Raw genomic sequence first — 20,136 nt, 5'->3', positions numbered from 1 at the left:
ATGAATACGCCATCCACGCCCCAACCCGAGATCGACAGGCCGGCTGTCGACGTCCCGCTTCCGCCGGGCCCCTGGCTGGTCTTCGCGCGGCATCCCGGCGAGGAGATCAGCGCGCTCGGCGGCAGCCTGATTCGCGCCCGCCTGAGCGGCATCGCGGTCGCCATCGTGTACACGCATTCGGGGCAGGCCCCGTTCGGCGACCTGTTGCCCGAGATCCGCCGCGTTTTCCTCGGCGGCGAAAGCGAGGCGGCCGGCGACATCGCCTCGCTCGCCGGGCTCGTGCGCGAGATCGCGCCGACGACGGTGTTCCTGCCGTCACGCTTCGAAGAGGATCCGGGGCTGCGGGCGACCGCGGTCGAACTCGAGAGCATGCTGGCCGCGGCGGGCTTCGACGGCGCCGCCTGGTACTACGAGCTGTCGCGCGTGGGCGACGTCAACCGCACGCTCGATATCTCGGCCGTCGTCGAGGCCAAGCAGGCGGCCCTCGGCCGGCTGGGAGACGGGTTCTCCGCCGCCGTGCAGTCGCCGCGCCTGCGCAGTGAACTGACCGATCGCCTGCGCGCGCTGGCGCTGCCCGGCGCGACCGCCGCCGAAGCGTTCTGGGTCGAAGAGCGCTTCGAGCCGGCGCGCGGCGCGACCGCCGCGCTCGCCGCGCTGGCGCACCGCTCGTGCGGCACGGCGGCGACGGCGCTGCCGTCGATCTCGGTCGTCGTCCGCACGCGCAACCGGCCGCAGCTCCTCGAGGAGGCGCTGGCGAGCCTCGCCTTGCAGGACTATCCGGGCCTGGACGTGGTCGTCGTCAACGACGGGGGCAACCCGGTCACGGACGTCGCCGATCGCTTCCGCGGCCGGCTCGCGGTGCGCGTGGTCGACCTGCAGCCCGGCCGCGGCCGGTCGCCGGCGGCCAACGCCGGCATCGCGGCAGCCGGCGGCGACTGGCTGCTGATCCTCGACGACGACGACATCTATCTGGCCGGCGGCGTACGCGCGCTGGCTGCCGCGGCTGCCGATCCGCACACCGTCTACTTCGGCAGCGTCGACTCCTATCGGTACGAGGGCGGCGAGCGGCGCCACCTGCGGACATTCGGCGCGCCGTACGACGCCGACTTGATGCTGTTCGAGAACCAGATCCCGTTCATCGGCTGCCTGATGCCCACGGCGCACCTGCGGGCGATCGGCGGCCTGGACGAGTCGCTCGCCTGCTTCGAGGACTGGGACCTGTATCTTCGGCTCGCCGAGCGCTGCCGTTTCGAACACATCGCCCGCACGGTCGCCGAATACCGAGTGTTCGGCGAGAGCTTCATCACGGGCAAGGGCGGCGAGTCGCTGCAGGAGGAGGGCCTGGAGCGCATCTTCACCAAGCACCTGCAGCGCGCTCCCGCGCGCCAGTTGGCTCGATCGCAGCTCGCAGTCAAGCGAGCCCTGATTCCGCGCGAGGTGCGGCGCGAGGCGAGGGCGGCCGAGCTCGCGCTGCGCGAGAAGCTGGCGCGCGAGGCCGCGCTGGAAATCGGCCAGCTGCGCAGCAACCTGCAGGAGGAAGAGCGCAAGCTGCACGAGCGAGCGGACGCCGAGGTTGCGGCGGTCCACGAGCGCATGAGCGCCGAGCTCGCAGCACTCCATGAGCGGACCGCGAAGGAACTCGCCGAGGTGCGTGCCGACGCGGCCAAGGTGCAGGCGGAGGCGGCGCAGCAGGTGGAGCTGAACCTCGTGTCCGCCGACGAGCTGCTGGTCTCGATCGTCATCGTCAACTACAACGGCCGTCACCATCTCGAGAAGTGCCTGCCCTCGGTCTTCGCGACGCGCAAGCTGCACTACGAGGTCATCGTCGTCGACAACGGATCCAGTGACGACAGCGTCGCCTGGATGCGGGAACACTGGCCGCAGGTGCGCGTGATCGCCGAGACGCGCAACCTCGGCTTCGGCCTCGCCAACCTGGTGGGCGCGCGCAATGCGAAGAGCGACTACCTCGTGCTGCTCAACAGCGACACCGTGGTGACGCCCGACTGGCTCGAGCACCTGATCCGGCCGGTGCTGCTGGACCCGGGCATCGGCGCGACCTGCTCGCAGCTGCGGCTGCTCACGCGGCCGGACTACCTCAACGCGCGCGGCGGCGGCATGTCGCGGCTCGGTTTCGGCTACGACATCGACTTCGGCTACCCCTTCGCGCCACCGGCCGGCCCCGCGGAAGCGGCGCCGGTCGACGTGCTGTTCCCCTCCGGCGCGGCGATGCTGATGCGCCGGACGGACTTCCTCGACGTCGGCGCCTTCGATCCGTCGTTCTTCATGTACCACGAGGACGTGGACCTCGGCTGGCGGCTGTGGCTGCTCGGCAAGCGTGTCGTCCTGTGCCCGGCCTCGATTGTCTTCCACGCCTTCGGCGGCACGACGAAGAGCCAGCAGGGAACGAAGTTTCGCGACTGGATGGGCAACACGCACAACCTGCGCAGCCTGTGGAAGAACTACGAGTTCCGCAACGCGGTCTGGGCGACGCGCCGCCTCGTCGCGCTGTGGCTGCGCACCGGCCAGCTCGGGCTCGCGTGGCACGCGCTGACCTGGAACCTGATCCACATCCGCGGCACCGTGCGCGAGCGCCGGCGGCTGCAGCGGCTGCGCCGGCTCTCCGACGCCGAGCTGTTCGCGCGCGGCCTGATCACCGAGCACGTGCCCCCGACGCCGACCATCCCGCCGCTCACCGACGCCTCCGGCGATCCGGCGCTGATCGTCGCACCGCAGTTGTGGCCTGGGCGCACGTCGGCGGCCGGCCGGCTCGGCCCGGGCTGGTACGGCCCCGAAGGCGTCGATGGCAGCGTGGCGCGCGCGACCTGCGGCGACGCCTCGGCAACGCTCAAGGTGGAGCCGGGCGCGAGCGGGACGCTGTGCGTCGAGATCCACATCCCCGACCGGGCCGCCGAACACGCGGCGCTCACGCTCCACTGCAATGGCGAGCGGCAGGGTTTCGAACTCGCGCCCGGCTCGTTCTGGCGGACGCTGGAGATGCCGGCGCGGGCCGATGAAGACGGGCTCCTCAGGATCCGCATCGAGAACACGCCCTGGCGTCCGCACGACCTGTTCGGCAACGGCGACCTGCGCCGCCTCGGCTGCATCGTCCGCGAGATCGCGTTCCGCGCCGAAGACGCGGCCAACGCCTACGCGCCCGGCCGCGTCAGCGTCATCGTGACGACCTTCAACCGGCGCCCCGTCCTGCTGCGCACGCTGGACGCGCTCACCGCGCAGACCTGGGCTGATTTCGAGGTCATCGTCGTCGACGACGGGTCGGTCGACGACACCTGGACCGAGCTGCAGAAATGGCGCGACGCGCATCCCGGCGCGCTCGGCCTGAAGATCTACACCCAGGCCAACACCGGCCAGGGCATCGCGCGCAACAACGGCCTCGAGCATGCGGACGGCGACCTCGTGCTGTTCATCGGCGACGACATCATTCCCGATCCGGACTTCGTCGAGCAGCACGTCCGCCGCCATCGCGAGCTGGGGGTGCCGTGCGCGGTGGTCGGCTACACCGACTGGGAGCGTTCGGCGATGCGGGTCACGCCGTTGCTCGAGCATGTCAACGAGGCGGGGCACCAGTTCGGCTACCGGTACATGAAGGACGGCGACGACGTTCCGTACACCTGCTTCTATACGTCGAACGTTTCGCTGCCGCGCGAGATCCTCGGCCCGCGCCCGTTCGACCCCGAGTTCCGGACCTATGGCTGGGAGGACGTCGAAGTCGGCTACCGGCTGAACAAGCGCGGCGTGCGCATCGTCTACAACCAGCAGGCTCGCGCGCGGCACCTGCACCCGATGGACCTCAAGGATTTCTATCGCCGCCAGGTCAAGGTCGGCGGCGCGATCGGGAAGATCTACGCCATGCATCCGGAACTGGCGTCCGACCAGCCGGTGATGCCGCCGGCCCGTCCGCCGCGCTGGCTCGCCGCCGCCCGTCGCATCGTGCCGCCGCTGCTGCCCATCGCCAACTGGCTCGACCGGCGGTCGGTCAGGCTGCCGCAAAGGCTGTACGACCTGATACTGGGGACCGGCTTCTGGATCGGACGAACTTCCTGATGAACCTGTCCGACGCACCGGTGCACGAAGCCGCGCTCGCGATCGAGGCCGTCCACCTGGGCAAGGCCTACCGGCCGAACGCGAGCCCGGCCGCGCGCCTGCGGGCCGCGCTCCTGGGCCGCGAGATCCCGGGCGACAGCTTCTGGGCCCTGCGCGACGTGTCGCTGCAGGTGCGCAAGGGCGAGTCGCTGGGCCTCATCGGCAACAACGGGGCCGGCAAGTCGACCCTCCTGCAGCTGTTGTGCGGGACGGTGACGCCGACCACCGGCACGGTGCGCGTGGATGGACGCGTCGCCGCCCTGCTGGAACTGGGCGCCGGCTTCAACCCCGACTTCTCCGGCCGCGACAACGTGCTGCTCAACGGGCCCTTGCTGGGCCTCGGCCGGGCGCAGCTGCTGGAGCAGATGGACTCGATCATCGAGTTCTCCGGCATCGGGCATTTCATCGACCAGCCGGTCAAGACCTATTCCAGCGGGATGTTCGTGCGGCTCGCGTTCGCGCTGGCGACCAGCGTCGAGCCCGACATCCTGGTGATCGACGAGGCGCTGTCCGTCGGCGACGGCGGCTTCGCGCGCAAGTCGTTCGACCGCATCTTGGCGATGAAGGAGCGCGGCACGACGATCCTGTTCTGCTCGCATTCGCTGTACCAGATCGAGGCATTCTGCGATCGGGTCCTGTGGTTGCACGAAGGCAAGGCCATGGCGGTCGGACCGTCGCACGCCGTCGTGCGCGACTACACCTTGTTCCTCGCGGGCGGCTCGCCGGAAGTTCCTGCGCCGGGCGCTCCGGTAGCAGTCCCCTCGGCCGAAGAGTCCGCCGCGCCGCTGTCCGCCCCCGTGGCGGCACCGCCGGCCGATCCCGAAGCGCCGGCACCGGTTGCGACGCCGGTCACGCAACCGGGCACCGCCACGCCCGGCCATGCACGCATCCGCCGGGTCGTCACGTCGCTGGACGGAGTCGCTTCCACGCGGCTGCAGATGACGCCGGGGCAGGGCACGCTGCGGGTGTCGATCGAATTCGACTCCGACCCCGGGATCCCGATGCCGACGGCCGGCATGACCTTCGAGCTGGCCAACACGATGATCCTGAGCAGCGTCGTCTCGCGTACCGACAAGGTGATGCTGGAGCGGGACGCGCAGGGCCGCGGCACGGCGACGATCGAGTTCGGCCCGCTGGCGCTGCGCAAGGGCGACTACTACATCGGCGCCTACCTGGGCAACGAAAATGCCATCCACCTCTATTCCGAGGCGGCACGCATCGCCCTGCTGTCGGTGACCGATCCCCGGCCCGAGCCGGGCCTCGTGGACCTGCCGCACACATGGCGGGTCGAACCCGGCCACGTCGAAGACTAGGGCCTACAGGAAGCGGTTGTCGCGCGCGCCGGTCACGGCATACGCCTCGGCCCAGCGCCGCTCGCCCGGCGGCAGGTACAGCGCCCGATAGGCGTTGAGGCCCAGCATCGCGTCCAGGTAGTTGCCGTATTTCAGCGCCGTCGCGTGGCACAGCACGGCCGCCTTCTTGGTTTCGAGCACCGGCGTGATGTCCACGACGTGGGTGGCGGGCACCGGATTCCAGGTTTCGTAATAGAGCACCCGGTCGACGCCGCTGCGCCGCAACACCTGCGAGCTGGCGCGCGAGATGCGCGAATGGTCAGGGTGCGAGTCTTCGAGCCAGGGCAGGAAGACCCAGTCGGGCTGCAGCCGCTGCACGATGGCGGCGAGCGCCTCGCGGAATGCACGCGTGTCGTCGAATCGCCCGTCGGGCTCGTCGAGGTGCAGCACCTCGCTGGCGATGCCGAGCGTGCGCACCGCGGCGGCCATCTCCTGCTTGCGAATCGCGCTGGTTTCCGCCGGCAGGCCGCCGCCGCCATCGCCGTTGGTGACCAGCACCACGTGGATGTCGCACGTCGGCGCCAGCCGCGCCAGCGTGCCCCCGCAGCCGAGCGTTTCGTCGTCCGGGTGCGGCGCGATCACCAGCGCCCGGCGCGCGCCGGCGAGGTCGAGTTCGGGCGGCAGCGCGTTCGGCTGCGCGGCCGGACGGCTAGGCCGCTTGATAAATGGCCACATATTTTCGAGCTATGTCCTCGGGCGCCGGCCACGCGGCCGCCCGGGCGAGCGCCCGCGCGGTCCAATGCGCACGCAGCGACTCGTCGGCGAGCAGTGCGGCCAGCGTCCGGGTGAGGGTGTCGGTGTCGTTGGGGACCAGCCAGGCGCCGTCGCCCGTTACCTCCGGGACGCCGCCCACGGCGCTGCAGATGGCCGGCAGGCCGGCACACAGGGCTTCCAGGTTGGCCAGCCCGAACGCTTCGGTGCTGGACGCGCTCATGTAGACGTCGGCGCCGTGGAAGAACGGGGTGACGTCGTCGGTACTGGTGACGTGCAACTGCGCGCCGAAGCCCAGGCTGTGCGCCAGCGCCTGAAGTGCCGAGGCATCGCCGCCCCCAAGCAGTTGCAGCCGCAGACGCGGGACCTGCTGCGCCGCGCAGGCGCGGATGATCCGGTCGAAGCACTTCAAGGGCACCAGCCGGCCGACGGCAAGCACCACCAGTTCGTCATGGCTCCAGCCGAGTGCCGCGCGCGCGCCGTCGCGCGTGGCGGGGGTCCGTGGGTCCAGCGGCGGCTTCGCATGCGGCACGCAATGCCAGTGCGCCGGCACACGCGAGAGCGCGAAGTCGCGCGCGAGCTGGGCCAGCCCGGCCTGGGTCGGCGCCATCACCCAGCGCGCCCGAAGCGACACGAAGCGTTCGATGCGCCGCAGCCAGGCCTGCGCGGCCGGGCCCTGCTCCAGGCCGTCCTCGTGCGTGGCCTGGCTGTACGAGCCGAATCCATGTTGCGTCAGGCCCCAGTGGACGCCGCCCGCGCCGTGCCGGCGCAACCCCAGCGCGACGCCGCAGGCGAGCCAGGGATCGTGGGCATGGACGTGCGTGTACGCCTCGAGCCGTGCGACGCGGGACGCCTCGAAGCCGACATGCATTCGTTCCGACCAGGCGCGCAACAGGTTGACGCGGTTGGGCCGGCCGGCGACCATGGGCCAGCCTTCCCAGCGCGCGGTGCGATCCCGGCGGCGCTGCACCGCGGCCGGGTCAAGATCGTCCGCGCAGAAGTAGCGCACCTGCGCCCCCGCCGCCGCCATCGGTGCCATCAGCGGCGCCAGGCTGCGGCCCAGGCCGTAGCGCCGGTCCTCGGCCGACTCGCGGGTGACCATGAGCACGCGCATGGTCAGCGGAAGTCGGTGTCGCCGGCCATGAGCCACCAGCGCCCGCGCAGTTGCTCGGCCGAGGGGCCGGGGCTCCACACGTTGGCCGGGACCACGAGGTCCAGCGGGTGGCGCTCGGGCGACGTCGGCGCCAGCAGGTTCGCATGGCTCTCGGTCAGCCAGGCCGTGACGCGCCTCGCGCCGTGATCGGCGGCCCAGCGGCGCGCGGCGGCGATCAGCGCCGGGAAGTTGCGCTTCGGCGCCACGAGGTCCATCAGTTCGACGCGTTCCGGCTCCGGCCGCCGCACTACTACCAGTCCCTGCGGCGCGCCGGTGAGCACGCGCCGCACCAGCAGGCATTCGTAGGCCACCGTGGGGTGCTTGCGGTAGCGCTCCTCGATGTACCTCGCGTCGCGCACGCCGATGATGCTGTCGCCGAAGTCCTGCGCCATCCTGCGCCAGAGCCTGTCGATGGCGGCGCCGTCCTGCGGTCCGGCGGGCGCGCAGCGCAGCAGGCGTTCGGTCCAGCTCGGACCGGCGCTCCAGCCCAGCTCGCAGATCTGGTCCACGCCTTCGTACAGGCCCAGTTTCTGGGCAACCTGCAGCGCCTTCGCCGTCGGGAAGCCGAATCCGAACAACTGCGGCCGGCCGTAGCCGACGCTGCGGTCGATGAAGGTCGACGCGGCGATCTGGAACGGGCCGGAGCGGGTCATCACGCCGCGCTCGGCGGGATGCGACATGACGTCGCCGATCTGCACGGTGGCGGCAGGCTCGCCCAGAAAGCGCACCGGCCGCGGCATCGCGCCGTAGAACGCGACGAGCTGGCCGTCGCGCCACACGCCCATGCCGGGCGCCGCCGCGTCCCGGTACTTCCAGCGCCACAGCGCCGGGTCGATCCGGTAGCCGAAGGCCAGTTCGAACAGGTCGAAGCACTGGGCTTCGTGTTCCGGCCGCACCCAGTCCGGGCGCCAGCGCGGCTGCCTTTCGAGCTGCCAGCCTCCGGCGGCGGCCGCCAGGCCGAAGCGGCGGGCGAGCTTGTCGAACGCCGCCGGCCCGTACGGGTCCATGCGTTCCAGGTCGGCGAGGTCGACGGCCGCCCCGGCGGGAACGCCGGCCGTGCGGCGGTTCAGGGCGGCGACCAGCGCCCGGTCGGTGGCCGCGGCATCCGGCGGCGGCACGGCTTCAGACTTCATCGGCAAAGGCGGGCCTGATGCGCTCGAAGAGGCGATGGGCCAGGAAGGCGAAGGCCAGGCCGATCGCGGTGTAGCTCGCGAGCGCGCCCCAGTCCGGCGGCGTTCCCTTCAGCACCAGCCCGCGCAGGGCCTCGATCGGGAAGGTCAACGGATTCAGCCAGAGCAGGTCGGCCACGAACGGCGGCAGCGCGCTGGTGGGGTAGAGGATCGGCGACACGAACAGCAGCAGGCTCACGGCCGGGCCCACCACGTGCCCGACGTCGCGCAGGAACACGCCCAGGCCGGACAGCAGCCAGCACAGTCCGAGCAGGATGGGCACGGTGCAGGCCAGCACCAGCGGCGTCGCGAGCACCCACGGCGTCAGGTGCGAGCCGAGGGCCACGGTCGCCGCCAGGAGGATTCCGAGCGCGATCCCCGCGTTGAACATCACTGCGCCCACCGCCACCCACGACAGCGTCTCGAGCGGGAACACGACCCGCTTGACCAGGTTGGGCTGCTCCAGCACCAGCCGGGGCGCGCGGGTCAGTACCTCGGAAAAGAGGTTGAAGACCAGCAGGCCCGCGAAGAGCTGCAGGACGAATTCCGCCGTCGAGTCGCTGCCGCCGGGCCAGCGTGCCTTGAACACCCCGCGGAACACGAAGGTGTAGGCGGCCAGGATCAACAGCGGCGACAGCAGGCCCCAGCTCGCCCCCAGCACCGATCCCTGGTAGCGGGCCATGATCTCGCGGCGCACCATCTGCAGCACGAGCCAGCGGTGCCGCGCCAGGAAGATCGGGTGGCCGAGGTGGAGCAGGCGGGAAAGCATCGCGCCGATTGTGCCTCGGCGCTCAGGGCGACCCGGTGCGATCCGGCTGGCGCCGGCCGGCCGCGACGTCCTGCAGGAACGCCGGATCGTCGATGCGCAGGTCGTTGCCGCTGCGTTCCACGACGCCACGGCTTTGCAGCAGCTGGAAGACGCGGGTGACCGTTTCGCGGCTGGCGTTGATCATGATCGCCAGTTCCTGGTGGGTCGGCGCGTTCCTGACCCAGGTGCCGCCGTCGCGGTGCGGCGCGAACATGAGTTCGAGCTGGGCGCAGACCCGCTGGATCGGGTTCAGCATTCCCAGGATCCGCCGCTGCCCCGAGATCTGCCGCAACCGCAAGGCCAGGCTCGTGCACAGCACTTCGGCGACGCGCGGGTGCGCGAACAGGATGGGCCGGATCAGGTCGCGTGGCACGAACACCACGCGCGAGCGGGACACCGCCGTCACGTAGACCGGATGCGGCTCGCCGTCGATCACGGCGATGTCGCCGAAATAATCGCCGGGATTCACAAAGTAAAGGCCTACTTCGCGGCCATCGACGGTGAAGTCGACGCCCTGCAGGCGGCCGTCGAGCAGGAAGCAGAGCGATCCGCCGTCCGCCCCTTTCTGGAGGACCACCTCGCGCTTGGCGAACACGCGCTCCGACGCATGCTGGGCCAGATGCGTTACCGTCACCGCCGGCAGTCCTGCCAGCAAAGGCAGCTGCGACATGACGGAGGCGGGGACGGGCATGAAGATGAATTTCGAAAGACGGAATGATAGTGAAGAGGATCTTTCGTTCCGTGGGTGCGACTGCCCTGCCGAAGCTTTCCGGCCTTTTGTGACGGGGCTCACATCGGGAACGGCGCGCCGTTGGTAAATTAGCACACCAGTGGCCGAGCGCCTCACACTTTTGGTCGACCCATGTCCTACACGATTCCTTTCCCGCGCACCGCCCTGCTGGCGGCGGTGGGCGTGGCGTGCCTTGCCGCCGGCGGCGCCCATGCGGACGCCGTGCCGGCTGCCCAGCGCCCCGTAGGCGAGGTGACCATGAGCGTCGGCCCGGTGACCCGCACCACGGCCCAGGGCCTGCCCGAGATGGTCCGCCGCGGCACGCCCATCCTGCCGGGTGACCGGCTGGACACGGCCGATGGCGGCCACCTCCACATCCGCTTCATCGACGGCGCGCTGGTCAGCATCCGCCCGGGCAGCCGCATGCTGGTGGAGGATTACCGGTACGACCCGCAGCGCGTTTCGATGTCGCTGGTGCGGTTCAAGCTCGAATACGGCGTGGCGCGGGCCATCTCCGGCGCCGCCGCCGAGGGTGCGCGCGACCGCTTCCGCCTGAACACGCCGCTGGTGGCGATCGGGGTCCGGGGCACCGACTTCGTGGTCCGCACCGGCGAATTGACGACCCGCGCCGCCGTGAACCAGGGCGCCATCGTCATGGCGCCGTTCGGCGCCGACTGCACGGCGCAGGCGCTCGGTCCCTGCGGCTCTTCCTCGGCGAAGCTGCTGTCGGCGGACATGGGCCAGTTGCAGGTGGAATTCCGGCCGCAACTCGCCCAGCCCGAGATCAAGCCGCTGCAGGGCGCGGTATTCGCATCCAACAGCACGGAGGGCGGACACGGCCAGGCGACGACGGCCCGTACGGTCGTGCCGGTGGCGGCCGCGCCGGCCCCAGGGTCCGAGTCGACGCTGGGCCGAACCGAATCCGAACGCCAGGCGACGACGGCCCTGGCCGAGGGCGCCGTGACTGCGGTCATCACCGGCTACGCGGGAGCTGCAGTGCCGCCGCCACCGCCGCCGCCGCCCCCAGTGGTGGTCGCGCCGGAGCCGCCACCGGTGGTGACGCCCGATCCGGTGGTTCCGCTGCCACCTGCGGTGCTGGCGTGGGGGCGCTGGGCTGGTGGCGCGGCCGCGGGAGACTTTTCGATCGCGCAGGCCGATGCGGCCCAGGGGCGCTCGGTGACGGTGGGCAATCACCTGTTCTATCTCTACCGGATCCAGGACGGAGCCACCGACCTGGCGAAGGGACTTGGCTCCTACCAGTTCGCGCTGTCCAATTCCTATGCGCAGTACGACCTCGGGGGGCAGCTGTCATCGGCGGTTGTCGAGCAGGGCCGCCTGACGCTCGACTTCGCGAACCTGCGCTTTGCAACGGACCTGCGGGTGAACAACCCGATCACCGGGCCGGTCGGCATTGCGGGGTCGGGTTTCATCCGCAGCGACGGCATCTTCTACGACCGCAGCCTGGCGGGCCAGGCCATCGCGGGCGCCGCGTCGCTGGACGGCAAGGCTGCGGGCTACTTCTTCGACAAGTCGGTGGGTGCCGGCACCCTGTCGGGGATCACGCTCTGGTCGCGTCCATGAGGTCCGCCGCCTTGCCCTTGGGCCGGCGCCTGCGCTGGTTGGCGCTGGCCGTCGCGCTCGTGGCATGGGCGGGCATCGCCCTGCTGGCGCCGACGGCGCTGCAGCAGGCGGACGAACGCGCCACCGACCTCGTGTGGCAGTTGAGCGCCGAGTCGGGCGAGGAGCGCCGGGTCGTCGTGGTCGACATCGACGACGCCAGCCTGCAGCGCGTCGGGCCCTGGCCCTGGCCCCGCGAGACCCAGGCCCGCCTGGTCGACGCCCTGCGCGCGCAAGGTGCCTCGCTGCAGCTGTACGACGTGGTGTTCGCCGACGAGCGGCAGGGGACGGGCGAACTGGCGCGGGCACTCGCCGCGACCCGGGGCAGCGGCCCTGCCGTCCTGGCGCAGGTGTTCGCGCTGCGCAACGAAAGCAGCCAGCGCAGCGGCCAGCTGACCGGCGCCTTGCCGGGCCAGGCCTGCCTGCCGCCGGCGGCGCCCGCGCAGGGGTACGTGGCGAACGTGGCCGGCCTGGACACGCCCGCCGGCCACATCACGCCGCGCCTGGACCCTGACGGCGCCGTGCGGCGCGTACCGGCGCTGGCATGCTTCGGGCAGCGGAACTATCCGGCACTGGCGCTGGCCGGCCTGCTCGCCCTGGACAACCCGGCGACGGGCGTGCCGCTGCAGGCGGAGCCGGGCAGCCGGCCGTGGGATCCGGCGTGGACGCTCACCCTCAGCGGCATGCCGGGCGTGCGGGTGCCGCTGGATGCGAACGGCGACATCCGGGTTCCGTACCACAAGGCCCGCAGCAGCCTGGTCTCGATTTCGGCGGCCGACGTGCTCGAAGGCAAGCTGGCGCAGCCCAACGTCCTCGCGGGTGCCTGGGTGCTGGTTGGCGCCTCCGCGTTCGGCCTGGCCGATGCCGTGCCCACGGCGCTCGGTGGCGCCGTGAGCGGAGTGGAAGTCCACGCCCAACTGCTCACCGGCATCCTGGACGAGGCGGTGCCTTTCACGCCCCGCGCCGCGTCCTTCCTCCAGACCGCGTGGGCGGCCCTGGCCATCCTCGTCCTGCTGGCCCTCAGCTGGAACCGGGCCGCGGCGGAATCCAGCGCGCGCCGGCTCCAGTCGCGCCACGTGCTCTGGATTCCGGTCGCGGCGCTGGTGTTTGCCGCGCTGGGCTTCGCGCTGCACGGCCTCGCGCTGCTTGCGGTCGACTGGTGGCTCGGGTGGGCGCACGCTTCGCTGGCGATCGTGCTGTCGGGCCTGTTCCTGGGGCTGGCCGAGCATGCCCGCAGCCTGAGCGAGAAAGGCCGCCTGTTCCGCAACTTGGCCAGTTACCTGCCGGCGGCCGTCGCCGAGAAGATCGCGCTGCTGGAGCCGTCCGGCGAGATTTCGGCCGAGCGGCGCGACCTGACGGTGGTGGTCGCCGACGTGCGCAACTTCTCGGCGTACTGCGAAGTGCGCAGTCCCGAAGACGCCGCCCGCGTGCTGCACCGGTTCTACGGCACCGCCAGCAGCATCATCGAGGCGGGCGGCGGCACCGTCGAAGAGGTGACGGGCGACAGCCTGGTGGCCGTGTTCAACGGCTCGCGGGCCTGCCCGGACCATCCGGCGCAGGCGCTCGCCGCCGCGCGCGAACTGTGGCTGCGCTGCAGCGAGGAACTGCCCAATGTCCCGCCGCAGGGCCTCGAGCCGCTGGGCCTGGGCGTGGGCGTGGAGAGCGGGAGCGCCCTGGTCGGCAGCTTCGGACCCGCGTCGCGGCGCGTTCACACGGTGCTTGGCCAGCCGATCACGGTGGCCATGCGGCTGCAGGAAATGACGGCCGAACTCGCCTATCCGATCCTCGTCGGGTCGGAGACCGCGGGGCGCGTCGGCGTGCCGTTCGAGCGCCAGGAGCTGGCCCTGAAACCGCTCGGCAGCTTCCTGCTTCCCGGATTGCGACACAGCAGCAAAGTATTTACACTGCGCACCTTGGTGCAGCCCGGCAGCGATGCGGAGCAGCAGTCCCTGCAATACCTGAAGCAACAAGGCCATCTGGCTGCCTGAAGCAGGCCGTGCTGGCGCAGTAGTTTCTCCCGCGCGGTCCGCGCGCTTTCCACGGTGGCCGTTCAACGTTCGTCCCGCCCGGCCCTCTCGCGCCCGCTGCGCCTCCTCGTCCTGGCCGCATGCCTGGCGCCGCCCTTCGCCTGGAGCCAGGCGCAAGCGCCCTCGACACCTCCCGCCACCGCCTGTCCCTTGCAGCCCCGGTACCCGCTGCCGGCGGATCGTTCCGACCTGCAGAAACTGGCGACGGCCCAGCAGGCCGCCGCCGATGAACGCGGCTGCCTGACCAACGCGGCTTTTCATGCGTGGCGCGGCGCGACGCTGCTGGCCCTGGGCCGCACGGCGGAGGCCATCGAGCCGCTGGAGCGAGCGCTGCTCCACGATCCCGACCTGCCGGGTGCGCAACTGGACCTGGCGCAGGCGCTGGCGGCGGAGGGCGACACGGCGTCCGCCCGGGCGTTCCTGGCGCACATGCGGCAACGGAGCGACCTGCCGCTGCCCATCGGCCAGGTCATCGATCGTCAACTGGAGATCCTTTCGTTGCCAACGCCGCTGGCGAACGTCCTGACGGCCGGCTGGCAATCGCGCTGGCAATTCAGTGCCATGGGCGGCTCCGAGACCAACTTGAACAACGCACCCAGCAGCAGTGAGGTCACACTTACATTTCCGCAGGGGGACGTCACGCTGCCGCTCGACGTCGAGTCCCGGCCCAGGAGTGGCGGGGCGACGCTGGGCGTCGTCCAGTGGCAGGGATTGCGTCCCTGGAACGAGTCGGTGCTGGTGGTCCAGGCGGAATTCAAGGCGCGCCAGACCGGCGACTCCGAGACCAGCTACCAGCAGAGCGATGTCGCCGCCACCTGGCTGGATGCGCCCGCGGCGTCGCGGCAGTGGGTGGCACGGGTGGCGCGCAGCCACCTGCGCTATGGCGGGACCAGCCTGCTGCGTGCGACGCGGGCGACATTGCAGTATCAGTGGGAGGCGCGCGAGCGCACCGAGGCCAGCCCATGGAGCGAAGTGCTCGCCGGCTGCCGTCCGGCCGCGAGCCTGGAACTGGAGCATCGGGGTTATCCCGAATCGCGCGTTCTTGACGGCTTGTACCAGGGGGGAGCGGCCGGATGGCTTTGCCGCCGGTCCATGGTGGGGCGTGGCATCGAGGCGCTTACCGCCAACACATTCTTCTATGGCGCCCAGGCCCGGTTGGGGAGCGACCGGCCGCTGCAGGCAGCCCGTGCGGGCGGCGCGTACCGGCGCGCGGAAGTCAGGGCGCAGTGGGAAGGGCCCTGGCTCGGGGGCCGGGTTGGCGCCCAATGGAGCACGACGCGCCAGAGGGACCGCACCCCGTACAGCCCCCTCCTGGGCAACGTACCCCGCTCGACCATCCGGCACGTGCTGCAACTGGAGGCGAGCTGGCCCCTGACGGAGTCCCTGGCACTGGTCGCGAACGCCGAAATCTCGCGGCAATCGAGCAACCTGGCCGTGTTCGACGCGCGCCAGCGAAGCGTCTACATGGGGTTGCGCTGGGAAGTGATGCAATAAAACAACGTCGGACAAATGCCCGCCACCCTGTGATTGCGATCACATTGCTCTTGTAGGACGGTTCCCTATACTTGCCCCCTGAATCGGGCGCGCTGTGTTCCTGATCGAAACCTTTCCATTGATGGAGAAACCTGATGGCAATTACTGCAACTGAACGCAGTCAGATCGTCGAACTGACGGTCTTGATGTTCAACGCTGCACCCGGCGCGGAATATCTGAGCCAGATCGTCTCGGTTTACGAGACGAACGGCCGTAGCCTGCAGACACTTGCCGGCATCCTGGCTGGCACTTCTGTCTATGCCGCCCTGAATCCCAACACGCAGACGGCCGAAGCTTTCGCCGATGCGTTCCTGACCCCCCTGGGCCTCCAGGCCGACTCCCTCGCCCGCGACTTCATCATCTCCAAGATGAATGCCGGCGTGTCCAAGGGCGCCATCGTGTACGAGGCGTACGCCGCCCTGAACTCGGTGCCCGACTCGGCCAACAACCAGTACTCCGCCGCCAACGCCATCCTGAACAACAAGGTTGCCGTTGCCACGTACTACTCCGTCGACCGCGGCATCGCCGCTACCGACCTGGCCAGCCTGCAGACCGCCCTGAGCGGCGTGACCGCCGACCCGGCCTCCGTCACCTCCGCCAAGGCCGCCATCGACGCCACGATCGATTTCACGCTCATGGCCGCCGCCTCCAGCGTGGATGAGGGCTCCTCGATCACCGTGCACCTGACCAACGGCACGCCCAACACCGAATACGTCCTGCGCGTGGACAGCGCCCACGCCAGCGACGTCGGCAGCCAGCTGACGATGGTGACCACCGACGCGAACGGCACGGCCCACGCCACCATCGCCGTCAATGCCGACCGCACGACCGAAGGCGCCGAGACCCTGACGATCTCCGTCGTCGGCCAGGCCAGCGTGAGCACCACGGTGACCGTCAACGACACCAGCATGGACAACACGGCGCCGGCGATCACCGCCGAAGCCAGCCTGGCCGTGAACGAAGGCAAGTCCGCCACATTCAACCTGGCCGCCGCCGACGCGGAAGGCGACGCCGTCACCCTGTCGGCCTCTGCCGCCAGCGGCACGGTCGTCGACAACGGCAACGGCACGTTCACCTACACGCCGAACGCCGGCTTCAGCGGCAGCGACACCATCACCGTCACGGCCGCCGATGCCCTGGGCGCCACGTCGACGCAGACGATCGCCGTCGCCGTCGACCCCAACGACGCGCCGATTGCCCAGGCCGCCGGCGATGCCGCCAACGAAGGTGGTGCAGCCGTGAGTGGCCAGCTGGTCGCCACGGATGCCGATACCGGCGACACGCTGACGTTCTCCCTCGACGCGGCCGTCGAAGGCCTGACCCTGAATGCCGACGGCTCCTACACCTTCGATCCGGCGGCGAACACCGCCGCCAATGCGCTGGTGTACTCCGATGCGCCCCTGGCCATCGTTGCCAACTACACGGTGACGGACGCCCTGGGTGCCACCAGCCAGAACACGCTGACGATCACCGTCACGCCGAAGCCGCTGACGTTCACCCTGACCAAGGCTGGCACCACCGTCCAGGAAGGTGCTTCGCAGGTCTATACCGTCACCGCGTCCGAGGCCGTGACTTCGGCGACCGATGTCGTGTTCACGCTGCTGCCGGGTGACGGCGCCGCCGGCAATACCGGCACGGGCAACACGAACACGGCCGACTTCGCCACCGGTTCGTTCAACCCGCTGACCGCCACCATCGCTGTCGGTAGCAGCACCGCGACGTTCACGGTGACCCCGGTCAACGACGCCACGACCGAACTGCCGGAAGCCTTCACGGTGCAGGCGCAGGTTGCCGGCACTACGCTCACCCTCGGCGGTTCGACGGTCGACGCAACGACCGCCGGCGGCGTGGGCCAGACCTTCACGCTGACGACCGCGATCGACACGATCCCTGGCCTGATCGGCTCGGCCAACTCGGCCGGCACGGACGGCAACGACACCATCGTTGCGCTGATCGACAAGGTCACGGCTGCCAATACCACGCTGAACGCGCTGGACAGCATCAACGGCGGTCTCGGTACCAACGCCATGACGCTGAACGTCGTCGGCAATCACGTGGACGCGGGCCTGCCGGCCGGTGTCACGGTCAGCAACGTGCAGACCATCAACGTGCGCGCATCGGGCGACCTGGGCGATTCGGCGGGCGACTTCGACCTGTCCACGATTTCCGGGCTGGAAACCGTGAACGTCACGCTGGTTGACGACCTGTTCGCCAAGGCCGCGACGACCACCAACGTGAATGTCTCCGGCGCGACCGGCGCGATCACCACCGATGGCGGCAAGAACGTCACGGTGACCGACGCTACGGCCGACAAGGGCATTTCCGTCGGCGCGACGACCGGCGCCGCCGGTGCCGTGACCATCACCGATACCAACCAGGGTACGGGCAACATCTCGGCGAAGGGTTCCGGCGCGATCACCGTCACTGCCAGCAAGCAGACCACTACTGGCGTCGACGGCAAGATCGACGTGGTTGGCGGCACGGACGTCTCTGTCACTGCTTCGGCAACTGCTGATAACGGCGCCATCACGGTCGGTACCGGCACCGCGCCCAGCGGCGCCGTTGCCGTGACGAGCAACCTGACGGGCGACGGTACGGCCACGCTCGACCAGGGCGATGTCACCGTCACCGGTGGCACGTCGGTCACGGTGAACTCCAACCTGACCATCAATGCGAAGGACCAGACGGCGGGCGCGGCCCACACCTTCGGTGATGTGCTCGTCAACAGCAATGGCAAGACCACCACCGTGACGGTCAACCAGAACTACGCCGAAACGGAGTTCACCAAGGCCGCCGTGGCCGTGGTCAAGGAACTGCACACGGTGACGTTCAAGGCTTTGACCAACGGTCAAACGACCACGGTCGATGGCCTGACCTTCACGGCGAGCAAGGACCTCACCGCCGCCCAGGTCGCCCAGGCGTTCTCCAACCTGACCGCCTCCGACACCCAGGGGCCCGCCGGCTCGACGGCCAATGGCACCTTCAGTGGCGCCCTGTCCGCCAACTTCACCAGCGGCGCTGCCAGCGGTGCTGTCGTTGTGTTCACCGCCATCGACGAGTCGGAAGTGCTGGCCCTGGCGGCAGGCGCCGTCGATCCGACGGAAACGGTCGTTGCCGGAACGGCAGCCAGCGCTGCGGTGACCTCGGCCAACACCATCACCTACGGTGCGGTGCGAGTCGATGGCAATGCCACCGCCAGCATCTCCAACGTCACGGTTAATGGCTACGGCTCTGCCGATCTGGGCGCCACCGGCACCGATCTGAACGCGCTGACCACCCTGTCGCTGGCCAACTCCGGCGGCGCGGCCACCGTCGCCACCTCGGCGACGACGCTGGGCCTGACCTTGAACAAGGTCACCCACGCGGTCACGCTGACGGCGCCGTCGCTCAAGACCTTGAACGTAACGGCAACGGGTGCTGACTCCTCGACCGCCCTGACGGCGGCCGCTGTCGAAACCCTGACCGTGGCTGGCGACAAGAAGGCGACGTTCACCGCCGACCTGGCCGCGCTGAAGTCGGTGACCGTGACCGGTTCTGCCGGCCTGACGCTGTCGGGTGCCGAGACTGATACGCTGACCTCGGTCAACACGTCGGCCACGACCGGCACGGTGACCGCATCCATCGACGCCTCGAAGGCCACGTACACCGGCGGCGCCGGCGTGGACAACGTCACGCTGTCGTCCGCCACCGTTTCCAAGGCCGTCAACACCGGCGCCGGCAACGACATGGTGACGCTGGCATCGGGCACCGGCACGCCGGCGGAAGCGATCGTTGGCGGCGACGGCACCGATACCCTGGTGATGGTTGTCGCCGATGCGGTGGCGGCCTCCACCGGCGCGACCTTCGAGACGAAGATCGACGGCTTCGAGCGCCTGTCCCTCAGCGTGCCTGGCGCGGTTTCCGCGGTTGATCTGTCGAACCTGGACGACATCAACTACGTCATCAGCGCCGGCACCGCAGGTGTCAATACCCTGGCCCTCAGCAAGTTCGGCGCCAACGGGACGCTGGAACTGACCGCCGACAATGCTGCCGGCATCACGGCGTCGCTGGCCGACGCAACGGGGTCCGCGGACAGCTTCAACCTGGTCCTGACTTCGGCTGGGATTCTGGCGGGCGGTACCGTGACGGTGGCAGGCGTGGAGTCGGTGGCGATTACCTCCGACGACACCAATACCACGGCTCACGTCAACACCCTGACGCTGACTGCCGCTGCGGCGAAATCGGTGACGGTGGGCGGCGACGCCGGCCTGAATCTCACGCTGGTTGGCGATGCAGCCTTGACGAGCGTCGACGCTTCGGCGCTGACCGGTGCCCTGACGATCAACGCCAACTCCGCGCTGGCGCTGACCGTGACCGGCGGTTCGGGTGCGGATTCGCTGACGGCCACCGGCTCCGGCGACACCCTGAACGGCGGCGCGGGCAACGACACCCTGACCGGTGCCGACCTGACGACCCTGAGCGGTGGTGCTGGGAACGACATCTTTGTGATGAACAAGCCGAGCAACGTCAACAGCTACTCGACGATCGCCGACGCCGCCTCCGGCGACGTGATCGACCTGGACGCTGCCAACGGCGGTACGGTGGTGTTCACGCAAAGCGCAATCGTGCTGGCCGGTACCGCCGTGTTCCAGGACTACGCCAACGCGGCGGTCAATGCGCTGGGTGCCGATGCCGACAACGCGGCCTGGTTCCAGTTCGGTGGCAACACCTACATCGTCCAGTCTGGCCGTGACCACTCTGGAGCCGGTACGCCTGACTTCGGCAACAACGTGGACGCGATCATCAAGCTCACCGGCCTGGTCGATCTGTCCGTGGCGTCGTACAACCAGACCAACGGCACGCTGGAAATCGCCTGAGCGCCTGGCTGGCAAGCACCCGCCCCCGGGTAGGTGCTTGAGCTGAGAAGCCATCCGACCCCGCCCCTCACGAAGGGGT

At 69.9% G+C, this 20,136-nt stretch carries 11 protein-coding genes; 6 read left to right on the top strand and 5 right to left on the bottom strand.

Annotation, left to right across the window (positions count from 1 at the left end):
* Together RAMLITH_RS11435 and RAMLITH_RS25475 are read left to right on the top strand one after the other, a co-directional pair.
* Positions 1–4,062, top strand: coding sequence for a glycosyltransferase (locus RAMLITH_RS11435; RefSeq protein WP_168107526.1), 4,062 nt, complete (start codon positions 1–3; stop codon positions 4,060–4,062).
* Entirely contained in the window at positions 4,062–5,414 is a 1,353-nt protein-coding gene (locus RAMLITH_RS25475; protein ID WP_181017771.1) for an ABC transporter ATP-binding protein, read from the top strand. The genes RAMLITH_RS11435 and RAMLITH_RS25475 overlap by 1 nt, the downstream gene beginning before the upstream one ends.
* A gap of 3 nt (positions 5,415–5,417) precedes the next feature.
* On the opposite strand, the gene RAMLITH_RS11425 is transcribed toward RAMLITH_RS25475, so the two are convergent.
* Genes RAMLITH_RS11425 through RAMLITH_RS11405 form a run of 5 tightly spaced genes read right to left on the bottom strand, consistent with a single transcriptional unit; the run spans position 5,418 to position 9,985 of the window.
* Positions 5,418–6,128 carry a PIG-L deacetylase family protein gene (locus RAMLITH_RS11425; protein ID WP_168107525.1) on the bottom strand — a complete coding sequence of 237 codons (711 nt, stop codon included), beginning with the start codon at positions 6,126–6,128 and terminating at the stop codon, positions 5,418–5,420.
* Complete coding sequence (locus tag RAMLITH_RS11420; RefSeq protein ID WP_168107524.1) at positions 6,103–7,278, bottom strand: glycosyltransferase family 4 protein; 1,176 nt, start codon at positions 7,276–7,278, stop codon at positions 6,103–6,105. Before RAMLITH_RS11420 ends, RAMLITH_RS11425 begins: the two co-directional genes overlap by 26 nt.
* Before the next feature lie 2 nt (positions 7,279–7,280).
* A complete protein-coding gene (locus RAMLITH_RS11415; protein WP_168107523.1) occupies positions 7,281–8,450 on the bottom strand; it encodes a GNAT family N-acetyltransferase in 1,170 nt (389 codons plus the stop codon).
* Positions 8,440–9,255, bottom strand: a complete 816-nt coding sequence (locus tag RAMLITH_RS11410; RefSeq protein ID WP_168107522.1) for an ABC transporter permease — start codon at positions 9,253–9,255, stop codon at positions 8,440–8,442. The genes RAMLITH_RS11415 and RAMLITH_RS11410 overlap by 11 nt, the downstream gene beginning before the upstream one ends.
* 22 nt (positions 9,256–9,277) lie before the next feature.
* A complete protein-coding gene (locus RAMLITH_RS11405; RefSeq protein WP_168107521.1) occupies positions 9,278–9,985 on the bottom strand; it encodes a Crp/Fnr family transcriptional regulator in 708 nt (235 codons plus the stop codon).
* Between the two features lie 171 nt (positions 9,986–10,156).
* Here RAMLITH_RS11405 and RAMLITH_RS11400 point away from each other — a divergent pair, with 171 nt between their 5' ends.
* From RAMLITH_RS11400 to RAMLITH_RS11385, 4 genes are all read left to right on the top strand, one after another.
* Entirely contained in the window at positions 10,157–11,605 is a 1,449-nt protein-coding gene (locus RAMLITH_RS11400; protein WP_168107520.1) for a FecR family protein, read from the top strand.
* Positions 11,602–13,629: a CHASE2 domain-containing protein gene (locus RAMLITH_RS11395; protein ID WP_168107519.1), complete on the top strand. Its 2,028-nt coding sequence runs from the start codon at positions 11,602–11,604 to the stop codon at positions 13,627–13,629. The genes RAMLITH_RS11400 and RAMLITH_RS11395 overlap by 4 nt, the downstream gene beginning before the upstream one ends.
* Positions 13,630–13,818: 189 nt before the next feature.
* Positions 13,819–15,162 carry a tetratricopeptide repeat protein gene (locus RAMLITH_RS11390; protein ID WP_168107518.1) on the top strand — a complete coding sequence of 448 codons (1,344 nt, stop codon included), beginning with the start codon at positions 13,819–13,821 and terminating at the stop codon, positions 15,160–15,162.
* A gap of 134 nt (positions 15,163–15,296) precedes the next feature.
* On the top strand, positions 15,297–20,057 hold the full coding sequence (locus RAMLITH_RS11385; RefSeq protein ID WP_168107517.1) for a beta strand repeat-containing protein: 4,761 nt from the start codon (positions 15,297–15,299) through the stop codon (positions 20,055–20,057).
* Positions 20,058–20,136 lie beyond the last annotated feature (79 nt).

This window comes from Ramlibacter lithotrophicus, from assembly GCF_012184415.1.
GTDB lineage: Bacteria > Pseudomonadota > Gammaproteobacteria > Burkholderiales > Burkholderiaceae_C > Ramlibacter > Ramlibacter lithotrophicus.
The sequence above is the reverse complement of the archived record's forward strand: the minus strand, read 5'-3'. Positions and strand labels throughout refer to the sequence as shown.

Bases quoted from the DNA above. Each gene is read 5' to 3' on its own strand.
- RAMLITH_RS11435 (WP_168107526.1), top strand. From the start codon at position 1: ATGAATACGCCATCCACGCCCCAACCCGAGATCGACAGGCCGGCTGTC.
- RAMLITH_RS11410 (WP_168107522.1), bottom strand. From the start codon at position 9,255: ATGCTTTCCCGCCTGCTCCACCTCGGCCACCCGATCTTCCTGGCGCGG.
- RAMLITH_RS11420 (WP_168107524.1), bottom strand. From the start codon at position 7,278: ATGCGCGTGCTCATGGTCACCCGCGAGTCGGCCGAGGACCGGCGCTAC.
- RAMLITH_RS11385 (WP_168107517.1), top strand. From the start codon at position 15,297: ATGGCAATTACTGCAACTGAACGCAGTCAGATCGTCGAACTGACGGTC.
- RAMLITH_RS11415 (WP_168107523.1), bottom strand. From the start codon at position 8,450: ATGAAGTCTGAAGCCGTGCCGCCGCCGGATGCCGCGGCCACCGACCGG.
- RAMLITH_RS11400 (WP_168107520.1), top strand. From the start codon at position 10,157: ATGTCCTACACGATTCCTTTCCCGCGCACCGCCCTGCTGGCGGCGGTG.
- RAMLITH_RS25475 (WP_181017771.1), top strand. From the start codon at position 4,062: ATGAACCTGTCCGACGCACCGGTGCACGAAGCCGCGCTCGCGATCGAG.
- RAMLITH_RS11425 (WP_168107525.1), bottom strand. From the start codon at position 6,128: ATGTGGCCATTTATCAAGCGGCCTAGCCGTCCGGCCGCGCAGCCGAAC.
- RAMLITH_RS11395 (WP_168107519.1), top strand. From the start codon at position 11,602: ATGAGGTCCGCCGCCTTGCCCTTGGGCCGGCGCCTGCGCTGGTTGGCG.
- RAMLITH_RS11405 (WP_168107521.1), bottom strand. From the start codon at position 9,985: ATGCCCGTCCCCGCCTCCGTCATGTCGCAGCTGCCTTTGCTGGCAGGA.